Source organism: Nocardioides aquaticus, assembly GCF_018459925.1.
Lineage (GTDB): Bacteria > Actinomycetota > Actinomycetes > Propionibacteriales > Nocardioidaceae > Nocardioides > Nocardioides aquaticus.
Map to the genome: position 1 here is coordinate 3,838,130 of NZ_CP075371.1, position 14,173 is coordinate 3,852,302.

Here is a 14,173-nt window from a genome sequence, read left to right on the forward strand (position 1 = left end):
GGGCCGGGCGGCCGGGTGCGACCAACGGCTCTGGTCGCGGTGGGCGCCCGGTGCGACGGTGGGTCGGTGGACCACCCGGACAGCGTGATGTACGCGATGTCGTCCTTCCGTCGGCTCCTGGTCTCGGGCGAGGTGACGCGGGAGGTCGAGATGGTGGCCGGGACGACGGCCTGGCTGCCCGCCCAGGACCACCGCGGCGAGAACACCGGGGACACGCCTACGCACGTCGTCCTCGTGGAGCTGAAGGAGCCGGGCCCGCTCGCCGGCACCCCGGACGGACCGCTCCTGGGCCCCCAGCCCTGAGGCCCGCCCCGGCGTTCGGGTGACCCGTCCTCAGGTGGCGTGAGCCAGGATGGCCCCATGAGCGACCTCCCTCGCAAGGCCGCCCGGCGCACCGCCCGTCTCGCCCGTCTCCCCCTGGGGTACGCCGGGCGCAGCGCCGTCGGCTTCGGCCGCCGCCTCGGTGGCGCGCCGGCGGAGGCGGTGATGAGCGACATCCAGGCCAGGACCGCCGAGCAGGTCTTCCGCACCCTGGGCGAGCTCAAGGGCGGGGCGATGAAGTTCGGTCAGGCGATGTCGGTCTTCGAGTCGGCGCTGCCGGAGGAGGTCGCGGGTCCCTACCGCGAGCAGCTGACCAAGCTGCAGGACTCCGCTCCCCCGATGCCGACCTCGACGGTGCGGCAGGTGCTCACCGAGGACCTCGGCCCGGACTGGAAGCAGCAGCTGGTCTGGCTGGACGGTGGTCCGACCGCCTCCGCCTCGATCGGGCAGGTGCACAAGGGGCGCTGGCACGACGGCCGCGAGGTGGCGGTGAAGGTGCAGTACCCCGGCGCCGACGAGGCGCTGCGCTCCGACCTGCGCCAGCTGTCGCGGCTCGGCCGCTCGATCGCGCCGGTCTTCCCCGGCATCGACCTGAAGCCGCTGATCGAGGAGCTGCAGCTGCGTGCCGAGGAGGAGCTCGACTACGAGCTCGAGGCGCAGGCCCAGCGCGGCTTCGCCGAGGGCTACCGCGGCGACCCCGACATCGTGGTGCCCGACGTCGTGGCCGTCGGCCGCCGGGTGCTGGTCACCGAGTGGCTCGACAGCCCGGCCTCGCTGGCCTCGGTCATCGCGTCCGGCACGCAGGAGGAGCGCGACCACTACGGCGACCTCTTCACCCGCTTCATCTTCTCCTCGCCGGCGCGGGTCGCGATGCTCCACGCCGACCCGCACCCGGGCAACTACCGGGTGATGCCCACCGAGGACGGCCGTCCCGGTCGCCTCGGCGTGCTCGACTTCGGCGCCGTCGCGCGGCTGCCCGACACCGGCCTGCCCGAGGTGATGGGCCGGCTGATCCGCCTCGCCGCGCTCGACGACGCCACCCAGCTGATGGACGGCCTGCGGGCCGAGGGATTCGTCAAGGAGCGCACCAAGCTGGACGCGCAGCAGGTCGCCGACTACCTCTCGCCCCTGGTCGAGCCGACCCGGGTCGAGGAGTTCCAGTTCAGCCGGGAGTGGATGCGCGAGCAGTTTGCCCGGATCAACGACCCGCGCGAGCCCGCGTACACGGTGGCGATCAAGCTGAACCTGCCCCCGGAGTACTTGCTCATCCACCGGTCGTGGGTGGGTGGCATCGCGATCCTGTCCCAGCTCGGCACGAAGGCGCGGTTCCGCGAGATCCTCGAGGAGCTGCTCCCCGGCTTCGCCGCCCCGGTTGTCTGAGGGCGGTCTCTCGTACACCGGCTCAGAGCCGCAGGTGCATGACGTGCAGCCCGACCCGGCCGTGGGTCGGGGAGGCGAACGCCTCGGGGACGGTGCCGACGACCTCGAAGCCGAGGGAACGCCACAGACCCACCGCCGCGGTGTTCGTCTCGACCACCGCGTTGAACTGGATCGCGGCGTACCCCTGCTCCCGGTGCCAGGCCACGACGTGCTCGCCCAGCGCCCGACCGACTCCTCGCCCGCGCGCCGCCGGGGCGACCATGAACGAGGCGGTGCCGACGTGGCTGCCGGGTCCGGGCCGGTTCGGCCCCATCCGCGCGGTGCCGAGCACGACCTCGCCGCCCACGGTGTCGTCGACCAGCACGACCGTGGCGCCCGGCGGCTCGGCGAACCACAGTGCGCGGCCCTGCTCGCTGGTCAGCCCGAGCGGGTAGGCGTAGGTCTCCTGCGCCTCCACCACCTCGGCGAAGAACGGGCGGATGGCGGGCCAGTCCGCGGCGGTGGCCGGCCGGATCGTGAGGGTGCCGCTCACGTCACCGGGTGGCAGTCGTGCCCGCACGAGCTCGTGCTGCCCGGGGCGTGGTCGGGTCCGGCGTGGTCCACGGGGCGGTGCAGCACCGCGTGGCCGGGGGTGACCCGGACGTCGTCGCCGTCGACCGTGGCGGTGCCGTCGACCAGCAGGGTGTACCCGCGCTCCTCGCGCGGAGGGAACAGCAGCGTGACCGTCGCGTTGGCGGTGACGTTGCGCAGGCTCCCGCCACCGGGGCCGGCCACCACGACCACGCCGTCGCTCAGCACGGGGTCGGCCGAGACCGCCTTGACGCTCTCGCCGGCGGTGCTCAGCAGGTAGCCGGGGCCGTACTGCTCCAGGGTGCGGGCGAGGTCCGCGAGGTCGACCGGGATGCTCATGGTCCGAACCTACCCGCGGTCGACCCACCGCTCCCCCGCGTCCACCGCCTCCGCGGTCCCGCCCGTCAGCTCCGCGACCAGGGCGTGCAGCGCGGCGACGCCGTCGGTGGGGACGGCGAGGCGGAGGGTGACGCGGGCGGCGTAGGCCTGGTCGAGCACGGCCACGTCGTGGGTGCGCAGGCCGCTCTCGAGCCGTCCGGCGTCGGCGTGCCCGACCTCCACCTCGAGCTCGCGCAGCAGCGCGCGGCGGCGGGTCCCGGCGGCCTCCAGGGCGGTACGCACGGCGTCGCCGTAGGCGCGGACCAGGCCGCCGGCTCCGAGCAGCGTCCCGCCGAACCACCGCGTCACCACGGCGACCACGTCGGCCAGCGGCTCGTCGTCGGTCCCCGCGCCGCGGAGCACCTCGAGCATCGGGGCGCCGGCGGTGCCGCCCGGCTCCCCGTCGTCGCTGGAGCGCTCGACCACCTGGGGCGGCGGGCCGAGCAGGAAGGCCGAGCAGTGGTGGCGTGCGTCCCGGTGCTCGCGGCGGGCGGCGTCGACCACGGCGCGGGCCTCGGCCTCGGTCGCGACCCGCTCCAGGCGGCAGCGGAACCGCGACCTGCTGACCTCCGTCTCGACCTCCGCGGTGCGTGCGATCGTGCGGTACGTGGTGCTCACCGGAGCGTCACCACACGCCCAGCACGTCGCCGCCGATGCGGACCACGAACCCGCCGACGACCACCACGAAGAACGCGCGGACGAAGCCTGCTCCCCGGGCCACGGCGGTCCGGGCGCCGACGTAGGAGCCGACGACGTTGGCCACCCCGACGACGAGCCCGACCTCCCACAGCACCGCACCCTGCGGCACGAAGACGACCAGCGCCGCGAGGTTGGTGGCCCAGTTGGCCAGGCGGGCGTTGGCGGAGCCCTCCAGGAACGAGTAGCCGAGGAGCCCGACCATCGCCAGCACGAAGAAGCTGCCGGTGCCCGGCCCCAGCGCCCCGTCGTAGAAGCCGACGACGAGGCCCGCGCCCACGGCCAGCGCGACGTGGTGGCCGCGACCGAAGCGCAGCTCGGTCGTCTCGCCGAGGGACGGCCGGAACAGCACCCAGGCGCCGACGAGCAGCAGCGCGACGAGGACGACCGGGTCGAACGCCTCCCGGGGGATGAAGGAGGCGGCGACCGCCCCGGCGGCCGATCCGACGAAGGCGGCCAGCATCAGCGGCACGAACGTCGACGCCTGCGGACGTACCCGCCGCAGGTAGGTCGCCGAGCTCACCGTGACGCCCATCCACGACGCGAGCTTGTTGGTGGCCAGGACCTGTACGGGGCTGGCGCCGGGCAGCCCGACGAGCAGGGCCGGGAGCTGGACCAGCCCGCCGCCGCCGACGACCGCGTCGACGAAGCCGGCCACCAGGCCGGCCAGGGCCAGCACCGCCAGCAGGGTCAGGCCGGGGTCATCCACGGCGGTCACCCTAGGACCGCGTGACGGCGACCTAGGGTGGCGGGCGTGCGCATCGTCTCCCTCCTCCCCTCGACCACCGAGATCCTCTTCGCGATCGGCGCCGGGGACGAGGTGGTCGGCGTGACCTTCGAGTGCGACCACCCCGCCGAGGCACGGACGCGGCGGATCGTGTCGACCTCGAACCTGCCCGAGGGCCTGGACCCGGCCGGGATCGACGCGGCGGTGTCGGCCGCCGTGGCCCGCGGCGAGGACCTCTACCGGCTCGACGAGGACGCCCTGGCCGGGCTCGACGCCGACCTCGTCGTCACCCAGGACCTGTGCGCGGTGTGCGCGATCGACGTCGCGACCGTCGACGACGCGCTGACCCACCTCGGCTGCACGGCCGACGTCGTCACCACCGACCCGCACACCCTCGCCGAGGTGCTCGGCACGGTCGTCGAGCTCGGTCGGCGCACCGGGCGCGAGGCCGCCGCGGCCGCCCTGGTGGCCTCGCTGGAGGACCGGCTCGCGGCCGTGCGCCGGCGCGTGACCGGCCGGACCCGCCCTCGGGTCGTGGTGCTGGAGTGGACCGACCCGCCGTACGCGCCCGGCCACTGGATCCCGGAGATGGTCGAGGCCGCCGGCGGCGACTGCGTCCTCGGCGCCGCGGGCGAGAAGTCCGTACGGACCACCTGGGAGGACGTCCACGCGGCCCGGCCCGACGTTGTCGTGGTGGCGCCCTGCGGCTTCGACCGCACGGCCTCCCAGGCCCAGGCCGACGCGCTGGTCGCCGCCGGCGTCCTCCCGGCCGGGGTACGCGTCCACGCCGTGGACGCCGACGCGTCCTGGGCGCGACCCGGCCCGCGGTTGGTGGACGGCGTCGAGGAGCTGGCCGGGGTGCTGCACGGGGGCTGAGGCGCCGCCGCCCGGGAGGTCGAGGAGCGAGCGGGCACGCCCCGGTGGCTCTCGAGTCGCGATCTGGTGCCACCTGATGACACCGGATCACGACTCGACCACCCCGCGGGCCGGCCCTCCCCGGCCTGCTCAGCCGACCCAGGACCCCCGGCCGCCGCCGAACCAGTCACGCCCGGTGAAGCCGCCCAGGCCGCCACCGCCGCCACTGCCGCCCGCGCCGCCGCGCCCGCGGGAGCCGAGGTAGGAGCCGACCACGGCTGCGCCGAGGTCGTCGAGCTCGGGAGCGACGACCCGGCCCTCGACCCGCTGCGCCATCTGCTCGATGAACCGGGCGAGGCCGGGGTCCTCCCCGAGCCGGAAGAAGGTGGTCTGCGCCCCGAGGCGCCGGGCGTTGTCCAGCTCCTTCACCGCGTAGGCCACCGTCAGCGGGTGCGGCGGGTAGGAGAACCACACCTCCCCGTCGGGCTCGAGGTGGGAGGTCGGCTCGCCGTCGGTGACGATCAGCAGCACCGGCTGGGCGTTGGGGTGCTTGCGGAAGTGCCGGTTCGCCAGCAGCAGCGCGTGGTGCAGGTTCGTGCCCTTGTCCCACATCGCGTCGAGCGCGGTCAGCTGCTCGATCTCCATCACCTCGGCGTGCCGCCCGAAGCCGATCAGCTGGAGCGCGTCGCCGCGGAAGCGGGAGCGGATCAGCGTGTGCAGCGCGAGCGCGGTGCGCTTCATCGGCACCCACCGGCCGTCCATCGCCATCGAGAACGACGTGTCGACCAGCAGCGCCACGCAGGCCTGCGTCCGGTCCTCGGTCTCGGACACCTCGATGTCCTCGAGCTCGATCGCGCGGCCGCCGACGGCGCCCCCCGTCGAGCCGCCCCGCGCCCCGCCGGCGCGGCGGCGTACGGAGTTGAGCACGGTCCGCGGGATGTCCCACGGCTCGGTGTCGCCGAACTCCCAGCCGCGGGAGGACCCGGTGAGCTCCCCGGCCCCGCCGGCGCGCCGGGTGTCGCGCTGACCCTGGCGCCCGCTCATTCGGGTCGCCACGTCGCGCAGCAGCGCCTTGCCGAGCTGCCGCATCGCCTTGGGCGTCAGCCGCAGCTGCCCGTCCGAGCCGCGCTGCATCGTCCCGCTGTCGCGGAGCGCCTTCTCCAGCTCCTGCAGCGTGCGGGCGTCGACGGAGGCCTGGTCGCCGAGCTGGCGGGCCAGCTTGTCGAGGTCGACGTCGTCCATCCGGGAGCCGGAGTACGACTGGGCGAGCTGGTCCGCGAGGTCGTCGAGGTCCGCGAGGTCCTGGAAGACGCCCGTGCCGTCGCCGAGCCCGAGCCCCTCCTCGCCGTCCATCCGCTCCGAGCCGCCCCAGTCCTCCCCGGGCCGCAGCCCTCGCAGGTTGGCGTCGAGCTGGGACAACGAGTCCATCAGCTCGGGCGAGCCGAAGGCCTGCTGCGCCAGAGCGTCGAGCTCCGCGCGCTGCTCGGGCGTCATCGAGTTGCGCATCCGCTGCGCCGCCGCCGCCCGCTGGGCCAGGGCGTCCAGCAGCTCGTCGATGTCCTGCGGGCCCTCGGGGAAGTACTCCCCGTGCTTGGCCATGAAGTCGTCGAAGTCCGCAGGCGTGTCCTCGCCCCGCGCGTGCTTGGCCAGCAGGTCGTTCAGGTCGCCGAGCATCTCGTTGATCGCCGAACGGTCCTCGTCGGTGGCGTTCTCGAGCGCCTGCTTCATGCCGGCGAAGCGCTGCTCGAGCATCTCGCGACCGAGCAGGTCCTTGATCTTCTCGAAGTCGGCGCGGGCCTCGCTGCTCTGCCAGTCGTAGGACGACAGCTCGCTGACCGCCGCGGCCGGGCTGGCCGGCAGGTTCTCGAGCTGCATCTCGCGGAACGCGCGGTCGCCGTCGTCCATCAGTGCGTCGCGGGCCAGCTGCTTGCGCTCCTCGAGGACCGCCTTGTCGAGCAGCTCCTTGACCTCGGCCAGGGTGCCGTCCAGGTTGTGCCGGTCCATCAGCTCCCGGCGCCGCTCGGCGACCCGGCGGGCCAGGTCGTCGAGACCGGCCTGGTCCTGACCGCCGCGGCGCAGGAACTCCCGCATCGCCCGCTCGGGGCTGTAGCCGGCCATCACGTCCTCGCCGATCGCGTCGAGGGCCTCGGAGAGGTCGACCGGCGGGGCGAGCGGGTCGCCGCCGTCGTAGCGCTTGAAGCGGGTGCGGTCCTTCATGACGGGTCAACCTCCGGTGTGCGGCGCATCCAGACCCAGGTCAGGTCCGGGAAGGCCTCGGCGACGGTGCGGTGGGTCTCGACGAAACCGTGGGTGGCGTAGAACATCGCGGCCCGCTGGTTGCCGCTCAACCGTTCGAGAACGAGTGGGGTGTCCCCGGCCGCGTGCAGGACCTCGGCGAGCAGGCGGGAGCCCAGTCCGGTCCGGTGCTCCCCCGGGTCGACGTAGAGCTTCCACATCACCGGCCCGCCGTCGAGCTCGCCCAGGTTGGCCACCCCCAGGACCCGGCCTGCATCGTCCGTCGCCACCCAGTGAGGGAGACGTTCCAGCGCCCCGGCGACCTCGGTCTCGGACCACCAGCGGTCCAGGCACCACCTGGCATAGGCCGGGGAGAGCGGCTCGTAGGTGGCCGGCACGACCGCGCGGCCCAGCGCGACGACGCCCCGGACGTCGGCGGGGTCGGCCGGACGGACCCTCACGGAGCCGGTCACCACGGCGATCTCACCCGTACACCGTCTCCCGGCCGTCGGTGTCCTTGCCGACCTTGCGCGCGAGGTACAGCCCCTCGAGCGCGAGCTCGATCGCGCCGGCGCGCTGGCCGTCGTTGGTGGCGCCGAGCGCGTCGCAGACCTGGTCGTAGAGGTCGGACTCCCCCAGCACCGGCAGGCCGGTGAGGAAGTCGCGGGCGGTGACCTGCTCGCCGGTGGTGACCATCGCACCGTTCTCGATGGCGTCGGCCAGCAGCCCCAGGTCGATGCCGCGCAGGTGGGCACGCACCACCTCGGCGGTGGCGGTGCGCAGCAGGTGGGTCAGCACCTCCTGCTCGCGACCCTCCTCGCCGGTCTCGAACTCGATCTTGCCGCCGAGGACCTCCACGGCGGTCTCGAGGTCGACCACGCGGGCCACCGCCTCGTCCTCGCCGTGCCGGGTGGCGCGGTGGAGGGCGGCGGCGGCGATCGTCTCGGCGCCGGCGATCGCGAACCGGGCCGAGACGCCGGAGCGCTGGTCGACCGCGGAGGAGTCGCGCAGGTTGCGGGTGAAGCGCGCCAGCACCTCGATCAGGTGGTCCGGCACGTCGGCGACGAGGTCGGCCTCCTGGCGGATCACGCGGATCTCGGCGTCCAGCTCGGTCGGGTAGTGCGTGCGGATCTCGGCGCCGAAGCGGTCCTTGAGCGGGGTGATGATCCGGCCGCGGTTGGTGTAGTCCTCCGGGTTCGCGCTGGCCACGACGAGCACGTCGAGCGGCAGCCGCAGCACGTAGCCGCGGATCTGCACGTCGCGCTCCTCCATCACGTTGAGCATCGAGACCTGGATCCGCTCGGCGAGGTCGGGCAGCTCGTTGAGCGCCACGATCCCGCGGTGGCTGCGCGGCACGAGCCCGAAGTGGATCGTCTCGGGGTCGCCCAGCGAGCGGCCCTCGGCGACCTTCATCGGGTCGACGTCGCCGATCAGGTCGGCCACCGAGGTGTCCGGCGTCGCCAGCTTCTCGGCGTAGCGCTCGTCGCGGTGGCGCCACACGACCGGCAGCTCGTCGCCGAGCTCGGCGGCGCGGCGCTGCGAGGCGTGGATGATCGGGTCGTACGGGTGCTCGCCGAGCTCGGAACCCTCGATCACCGGGGTCCACTCGTCGAGCAGGCCGACCATCGTGCGCAGCAACCGGGTCTTGCCCTGGCCGCGCTCGCCGAGCAGCACGATGTCGTGGCCCGCGATCAGCGCCCGCTCGAGCTGCGGGACCACGGTGTGCTCGAAGCCGTGCAGGCCCGGCCACGGGTCGCGGCCCTCGCGCAGGGCGTCCAGCAGGTTCTCGCGGATCTCGGTGCGCAGCGAGCGCAGCTGGTGCCCGGAGGCGCGCAGCTGGCCGACGGTACGGGCCTCGGGGGCCGGCGACGAGGAGGGACCGGCGGTCGGGGTGGCAGTCACGAATTCCACGGTACGCCCGGAGGCCCACCCCCTCGACGGCCCCGCCCTCGCCCCCCGTCCCCGCTCCCGGCCCCGCTCCGCCCGCGGACGCCCTGCCCGGCGACGGCGGCGGCCAGTAGGGTCCGCACCGGAGGCGCTCGAGGGCGAGCGCCGGGAGGAGGGCGGTCGTGGCGCGCACGCTGCTGTCCGTGAACGACTCGGCCTGGCTGTTCGCCGAGACCCGTCGTACCCCGATGCAGGTCGGGATGCTCGCGACGTTCCGGGTGCCCGAGGGCGAGCCGACCTTCGTGGCCGACCTCGTCGCGCGGTGGCGGGAGGCGCGGCACTTCCACCCTCCCTACAACTACCTCTTCCACCGGTTCCCGGTGCCGAGCTGGTCCGAGCTCGAGGACGAGCAGATCGACCTCGACTACCACCTGCGGCACTCCGCCCTGCCCTCGCCCGGATCACAGCGCGAGCTCGGCGTGCTCGTCTCGCGGCTGCACTCCTCCCGGATGGACCGGCGCTACCCGTTGTGGGAGTGCCACGTCATCGAGGGCCTGGAGGAGGACCGCTGGTCGTTGTACTTCAAGGCGCACCACTCCCAGGTCGACGGCGTCGGCGGGGTACGCCTGCTGCGCCGGATGCTCTCGGTCGACCCGGAGCGCCGCGGGATGCTGCCGCCGTGGGCCGTCGGCGCCCACGGGCCCGACCAGTCCGGCCTGCCACCGCGCGAGGAGCCCGCCCGCGAGGTGGAGCGCGCCTCCGACGTCGCCGACCGCGACTCGCTGCTGGGCGACCTCGCCACCGGGGTGGCCGACCGGGTGCGCGCGAGCGCGTCGGTCGGCGGCTCGCTGGCGCGGACCTACGCCGAGACGCTGACCGGCCTGCGCCGCGACCCCGACCGCGCGGTGCCCTTCCGTGCCCCGCGCTCGATCCTCAACGAGCGCATCCACGCCCCCCGCCGCTTCGCCACCCAGCACTACTCGGTGGACCGGCTCAAGGCCGTCGCGGCGGCAGCCGGGGCGAGCCTCAACGACGTCTACCTCGCGCTCTGCGGCGGCGCGCTGCGCCGCTACCTGCTCGAGATGGACGCGCTGCCCGCCGAGGACCTCACCGCGAACGTGCCGGTGTCGGTGCGCCCGGAGGGCGGCGCCCGGGTCGGCAACGCGCTCACCTTCCTCTACGCCAGCCTCGGCACCACCGTGGAGGACCCGCTGGAGCGGGTGGCGCTGATCAAGGCCTCGACGCGGTTGGGCAAGACCCGCCTCCCCGACGTGGGCGGTGCGGCGATGGACGCCTACACCGTGGCGCTGATGGCACCGTTCCTGTCCGTGGCGCTGCTCGGGGTGGGCGGTCACGGCCGCCCGGCCGCCAACGTCGTGGTCTCCAACGTGCCCGGACCGGCCGAGACCCGCTACCTCGACGGCTCACCCGTGGAGGAGATCTACCCGGTCAGCCTGCTCTTCAACGGCCAGGCCCTCAACATCACCGGCGTCAGCTACGACGGCTCCTTCAACATCGGTTTCACCGGGTGCCGCGACTCCGTCCCGAGCCTCCAGCGCATCGCGGTGTACTCCGGCGAGGAGCTGGAGCGCCTCGAGCAGGCCCTCGGCCTGTGAGCACCCTGACCGCCCTGCTGGGCGGTGCGGCCCTCCTGCTCGCGGCGGCACTGGTGGCGACCGTGCTGGTGCTGCGCCGTGAGCAGCGCGCCCACGCCGCCACCCGGGCCCGCGCGGACCTGCTCGAGGCCGACCTGGACGCCGCGCTGCGCCCGCCCTCGCCGGGCACCGGCGTGGAGCGCGCGGTACGCCGGGTGGTGCGCACCGCCGCCCAGCTGCGCCGCGAGGGCGTCGGTGGCCTGCTCCAGTCGTCGCTCGACGACCTGCAGACCTGGGCCACCGACGGTCGGTCCCAGGTCGCCACCATGGCCGCGACCGACGGCACGGTGACCCTGTTCTTCTCCGACATCGAGGGCTCCACCCGGCTCAACGCCCGCCTCGGCGACGACGCGTTCGTCAAGGTCCTCGCCGCCCACGACGCGCTGGTCCGCTCCCGGGTCGAGAAGCACCGCGGCCAGGTCGTCAAGACCGCCGGCGACGGGTTCATGGTGGCCTTCCGCGACGCCGAGGCCGCGTGCCGTGCCGCGCTGAGCATCCAGCGGCGGCTGGCCTCCGGCCGCGACCACCGGCTGCGCAAGGAGCGCGTCGCCGTCCGGATCGGGGTCCACACCGGAACCGCCGTCAGCCGCGACGGCGACTACTTCGGGCGCAACGTCGCGATGGCGGCGCGCCTGGCCGACCTGGCCGACGGCGGTCAGGTGCTGGCCTCCCGGGCGGTGGCCGACGCGCTCGACGAGGACGCGGCCGTCGTCCTCGAGCCGGCGGGCGAGACCGGGCTGCGCGGCCTGCCGGGCACCCACCAGGTGTTCCGGGTCGCCTCCCGCCCGGGCTAGTCGCGCTGGCGGAGCAGCAGCGCGACGGCCTGCGTACGCCGCGCGACACCGAGCTTGGAGAGCATCCCGGTCACGTGGTTCTTCACCGTCTTCTCGCTGATCTGGAGCTCGCCGGCGATGCGCCGGTTGCTCAGCCCCTCGGCCATCAGGTCGAGCACCGCCCGCTCCCGCGGGGTGAGGCGCCACAGGGCGGGGCGGGTGCCGGGCACGATCCCCACGGAGTCGGCCGCGGCCACGACCCCGGCGGGCGGGGTGCCCTCCGGACCGGCGCCGCGCGGGCGTACCGGGGGCAGCGGGAGGGTGCCGCCGGCCGCGACCTGGCGCATCCCGGCGAGGATCCGCTCCCCGCCGGCGCCCTTCAGCAGCACGCCCGAGGCGCCGGCGGCGAGCACCCCGGCGACGGCCGCCTCGTCGTCGAAGGCGGTGAGCACCACGACCGCCGTGCCCTGGGCCAGCGCGGCGCGGCACACCTCGGCGCCGTCGCCGTCCGGCAGCCGGACGTCGACCACGGCGAGGTCCGGCGCGACCCGGCGCAGCTCTCGCATCGCTCCGGCCACGTCCCCGGCCTCGCCTGCCACCTCGAGGTCCGGCTCGGCGTCCAGCAGCGACCGCAGCCCCCGCAGCACCAGCTCGTGGTCGTCGACCAGCAGCACCCGTACGACCCGCGCCGGGGCGTCGGGCTGAACGGGGTCCTGGATCAGGGCTGGCATCACGCCAGTTTCAACGACCTGGTCACCACCAGCCAGAGGCGTACGTCGCCCGGCCCGGGTGACCTACGTCCCAGGCGTGTCCGGGTCCCGCGTCGACCGCTCCCCCTCGGCGCCGCCGGTCTCCACGGCACGCGCCTGCTCCTCGGCGACCTCGACGCCCTCCTCGCTGGGGGCGGTGACCAGCTCGAACCCGCCGTCGTGGCGGTCCGCACCGCTGGTCACGGCGACCTCGACCAGCGCCACGCCGGCCCGCTCGCGCACGATGATCGGGTCGTGGCGCAGGTCGCGGTAGAGCGAGAGGCACAGCGCGAGGATCACCAGCACGAACGGCACCGAGGCCACCACGGTCACCCGCTGCAGCCCGCTGAGGGCGTCGTTGCCGCCGACGGCGAGCATGATCGCGGCCACGGCGCCGGTCAGGGTGCCCCAGAAGACGACCGTGCGCTTGCTGGGCTCGATCCTGCCCTTCTCCGAGAGGGTGCCCATCACCAGCGAGGCGGCGTCGGCGCCGGAGACGAAGAAGACGGCCACCAGGACCATCACGACCACGGTGGAGATCGAGGCCAGCGGGTAGTCGCCGAGCATCGCGAAGAGCGCGGTGTCGAAGTTGACCACCCCGTCGGGGGCCAGGTCGCCGCTGGAGCGCTGCTGGTCGATGGCCGCGCCACCGAAGACCGCGAACCAGACCAGGCTGACCAGGGTCGGCACCAGCAGCACCCCGGTCACGAACTGGCGGATGGTGCGGCCACGGCTGATCCGGGCGATGAACATGCCGACGAACGGGGTCCAGGAGACCCACCACGCCCAGTAGAAGACGGTCCAGTCGCCCAGCCAGGCGTTCATGTCGGCGTCCCCGGTGGCCGCGGTCCGCGAGGCCATCTCGCCCATCTGGCCGAGGTAGTCGGCCAGCGTGGTCGGCAGCAGGTTCAGGATCAGCAGGGTCGGGCCGACCACGAAGACGAAGACCGCGAGGGTCAGTGCGAGGACCATGTTGCCGTTGGAGAGGTACTGGATCCCCTTCTCGACCCCGGAGACGGCCGAGGCGATGAAGGCGACGGTGAGGACCGCGATGATCCCGACCAGGACCGGGGTGCCGACGTCGCCCACCCACCCGTTGAAGCGCAGCCCGCCGGCGATCTGCAGGGCACCGAGGCCGAGCGAGGCGGCCGAGCCGAAGAGCGTGGCGAAGATGGCCAGGATGTCGACCACGCGCCCGAACGCACCCTCGGAGTGCCGGCCGAGCAGGGGCCAGAAGGCGGCCGAGATCGTCTGCGAACGGCCGGCGCGGTAGCTGCCGTAGGCGATCGCGATCCCGACCACGGCGTAGATCGCCCACGGGTGCAGGCCCCAGTGGAACATCGTGGTGGCCATGGCCACCTCGATCGCCTCGTCGGAACCGCCCTGGACCGTCCCCGGCGGCGGGGAGGTGAAGTGCGACAACGGCTCGGCGACGCCGTAGAACATCAGCCCGATCCCCATGCCCGCGCTGAACATCATGGCGATCCAGGAGACGGTCTTGAACTCCGGCTTCTCGCCGTCGTGGCCGAGCGGGATCTTGCCGTAGCGGCTGGCGGCCAGCCAGAGCACGTAGACGACGAAGAACGACGAGACCAGCACGAAGAACCAGCCGCCGTTGGTGACCACGGCGTCCTGCGCGGTCGTCGAGGCCGAGGCGAGGTTCTCGGTGCTGACGATCCCCCAGACCACGAAGCCGATCGCGATCACCCCGGTGACGACGAAGACCACCAGGTCCACGTTGTCGCGCCAGCGCGGGGAGAGGGGGCGGTCGGCCGCGCTCGCTCCAGGGGCTCCGGGCGCGGGACCGGGCACGGGACCGGGGGTCGGGGTCTGCTCATCGAGGGCCACCGACCGAGGTTAGGCCCACCCCCAGGGGGGAGGCGATACCCCACGGGGAGTCCAGATCGGGACCTCTGGCCCGGTCGGCGTCCCCGGTCGGCGTCCCCG

The 14,173-nt window shown here is 74.1% G+C and carries 14 protein-coding genes; 5 read left to right on the top strand and 9 right to left on the bottom strand.

Annotation, left to right across the window (positions count from 1 at the left end; genetic code table 11):
- Positions 1–66: 66 nt before the first annotated feature.
- Positions 67–303, top strand: a complete 237-nt coding sequence (locus ENKNEFLB_RS18675; protein ID WP_214056742.1) for a hypothetical protein — start codon at positions 67–69, stop codon at positions 301–303.
- Between the two features lie 57 nt (positions 304–360).
- Positions 361–1,701, top strand: coding sequence for an ABC1 kinase family protein (locus tag ENKNEFLB_RS18680; RefSeq protein WP_214056743.1), 1,341 nt, complete (start codon positions 361–363; stop codon positions 1,699–1,701).
- A gap of 22 nt (positions 1,702–1,723) precedes the next feature.
- On the opposite strand, the gene ENKNEFLB_RS18685 is transcribed toward ENKNEFLB_RS18680, so the two are convergent.
- Genes ENKNEFLB_RS18685 through ENKNEFLB_RS18700 form a run of 4 tightly spaced genes read right to left on the bottom strand, consistent with a single transcriptional unit; the run spans position 1,724 to position 4,054 of the window.
- Positions 1,724–2,233 carry a GNAT family N-acetyltransferase gene (locus tag ENKNEFLB_RS18685; RefSeq protein ID WP_214056744.1) on the bottom strand — a complete coding sequence of 170 codons (510 nt, stop codon included), beginning with the start codon at positions 2,231–2,233 and terminating at the stop codon, positions 1,724–1,726.
- The gene (locus ENKNEFLB_RS18690) at positions 2,230–2,610 is read right to left on the bottom strand and encodes a pyridoxamine 5'-phosphate oxidase (protein ID WP_214056745.1); all 381 of its coding nucleotides are present in this window, start codon (positions 2,608–2,610) and stop codon (positions 2,230–2,232) included. The genes ENKNEFLB_RS18685 and ENKNEFLB_RS18690 overlap by 4 nt, the downstream gene beginning before the upstream one ends.
- 9 nt (positions 2,611–2,619) lie before the next feature.
- Positions 2,620–3,267 carry an IMPACT family protein gene (locus ENKNEFLB_RS18695; RefSeq protein ID WP_214056746.1) on the bottom strand — a complete coding sequence of 216 codons (648 nt, stop codon included), beginning with the start codon at positions 3,265–3,267 and terminating at the stop codon, positions 2,620–2,622.
- A gap of 7 nt (positions 3,268–3,274) precedes the next feature.
- Complete coding sequence (locus ENKNEFLB_RS18700) at positions 3,275–4,054, bottom strand: TSUP family transporter (RefSeq protein WP_214056747.1); 780 nt, start codon at positions 4,052–4,054, stop codon at positions 3,275–3,277.
- Positions 4,055–4,099: 45 nt separating this feature from the next.
- On the opposite strand from ENKNEFLB_RS18700, the gene ENKNEFLB_RS18705 reads away from it, so the two are divergent.
- Positions 4,100–4,948 carry a cobalamin-binding protein gene (locus ENKNEFLB_RS18705; protein ID WP_214056748.1) on the top strand — a complete coding sequence of 283 codons (849 nt, stop codon included), beginning with the start codon at positions 4,100–4,102 and terminating at the stop codon, positions 4,946–4,948.
- A gap of 129 nt (positions 4,949–5,077) precedes the next feature.
- Here the strand turns inward: ENKNEFLB_RS18705 and ENKNEFLB_RS18710 are convergent, their stop codons facing one another.
- Genes ENKNEFLB_RS18710 through ENKNEFLB_RS18720 form a run of 3 tightly spaced genes read right to left on the bottom strand, consistent with a single transcriptional unit; the run spans position 5,078 to position 9,064 of the window.
- The gene (locus ENKNEFLB_RS18710; protein WP_246535661.1) at positions 5,078–7,144 is read right to left on the bottom strand and encodes a vWA domain-containing protein; all 2,067 of its coding nucleotides are present in this window, start codon (positions 7,142–7,144) and stop codon (positions 5,078–5,080) included.
- Positions 7,141–7,623: a GNAT family N-acetyltransferase gene (locus ENKNEFLB_RS18715; RefSeq protein WP_214056749.1), complete on the bottom strand. Its 483-nt coding sequence runs from the start codon at positions 7,621–7,623 to the stop codon at positions 7,141–7,143. The genes ENKNEFLB_RS18710 and ENKNEFLB_RS18715 overlap by 4 nt, the downstream gene beginning before the upstream one ends.
- Before the next feature lie 22 nt (positions 7,624–7,645).
- Positions 7,646–9,064, bottom strand: a complete 1,419-nt coding sequence (locus tag ENKNEFLB_RS18720) for a sigma 54-interacting transcriptional regulator (RefSeq protein ID WP_214056750.1) — start codon at positions 9,062–9,064, stop codon at positions 7,646–7,648.
- Positions 9,065–9,231: 167 nt separating this feature from the next.
- Here ENKNEFLB_RS18720 and ENKNEFLB_RS18725 point away from each other — a divergent pair, with 167 nt between their 5' ends.
- Together ENKNEFLB_RS18725 and ENKNEFLB_RS18730 are read left to right on the top strand one after the other, a co-directional pair.
- A complete protein-coding gene (locus ENKNEFLB_RS18725; protein ID WP_214056751.1) occupies positions 9,232–10,665 on the top strand; it encodes a WS/DGAT/MGAT family O-acyltransferase in 1,434 nt (477 codons plus the stop codon).
- Positions 10,662–11,498 carry an adenylate/guanylate cyclase domain-containing protein gene (locus ENKNEFLB_RS18730; RefSeq protein WP_214056752.1) on the top strand — a complete coding sequence of 279 codons (837 nt, stop codon included), beginning with the start codon at positions 10,662–10,664 and terminating at the stop codon, positions 11,496–11,498. The genes ENKNEFLB_RS18725 and ENKNEFLB_RS18730 overlap by 4 nt, the downstream gene beginning before the upstream one ends.
- Here ENKNEFLB_RS18730 and ENKNEFLB_RS18735 read toward each other — a convergent pair.
- Together ENKNEFLB_RS18735 and ENKNEFLB_RS18740 are read right to left on the bottom strand one after the other, a co-directional pair.
- Complete coding sequence (locus ENKNEFLB_RS18735) at positions 11,495–12,208, bottom strand: response regulator transcription factor (RefSeq protein ID WP_214056753.1); 714 nt, start codon at positions 12,206–12,208, stop codon at positions 11,495–11,497. The two genes, ENKNEFLB_RS18730 and ENKNEFLB_RS18735, sit on opposite strands and share 4 nt — an antisense overlap.
- A gap of 63 nt (positions 12,209–12,271) precedes the next feature.
- Positions 12,272–14,074: a BCCT family transporter gene (locus ENKNEFLB_RS18740; RefSeq protein ID WP_246535662.1), complete on the bottom strand. Its 1,803-nt coding sequence runs from the start codon at positions 14,072–14,074 to the stop codon at positions 12,272–12,274.
- Positions 14,075–14,173: the final 99 nt, after the last annotated feature.

Bases quoted from the DNA above. Each gene is read 5' to 3' on its own strand.
- ENKNEFLB_RS18680 (WP_214056743.1), top strand. From the start codon at position 361: ATGAGCGACCTCCCTCGCAAGGCCGCCCGGCGCACCGCCCGTCTCGCC.
- ENKNEFLB_RS18690 (WP_214056745.1), bottom strand. From the start codon at position 2,610: ATGAGCATCCCGGTCGACCTCGCGGACCTCGCCCGCACCCTGGAGCAG.
- ENKNEFLB_RS18710 (WP_246535661.1), bottom strand. From the start codon at position 7,144: ATGAAGGACCGCACCCGCTTCAAGCGCTACGACGGCGGCGACCCGCTC.
- ENKNEFLB_RS18735 (WP_214056753.1), bottom strand. From the start codon at position 12,208: ATGCCAGCCCTGATCCAGGACCCCGTTCAGCCCGACGCCCCGGCGCGG.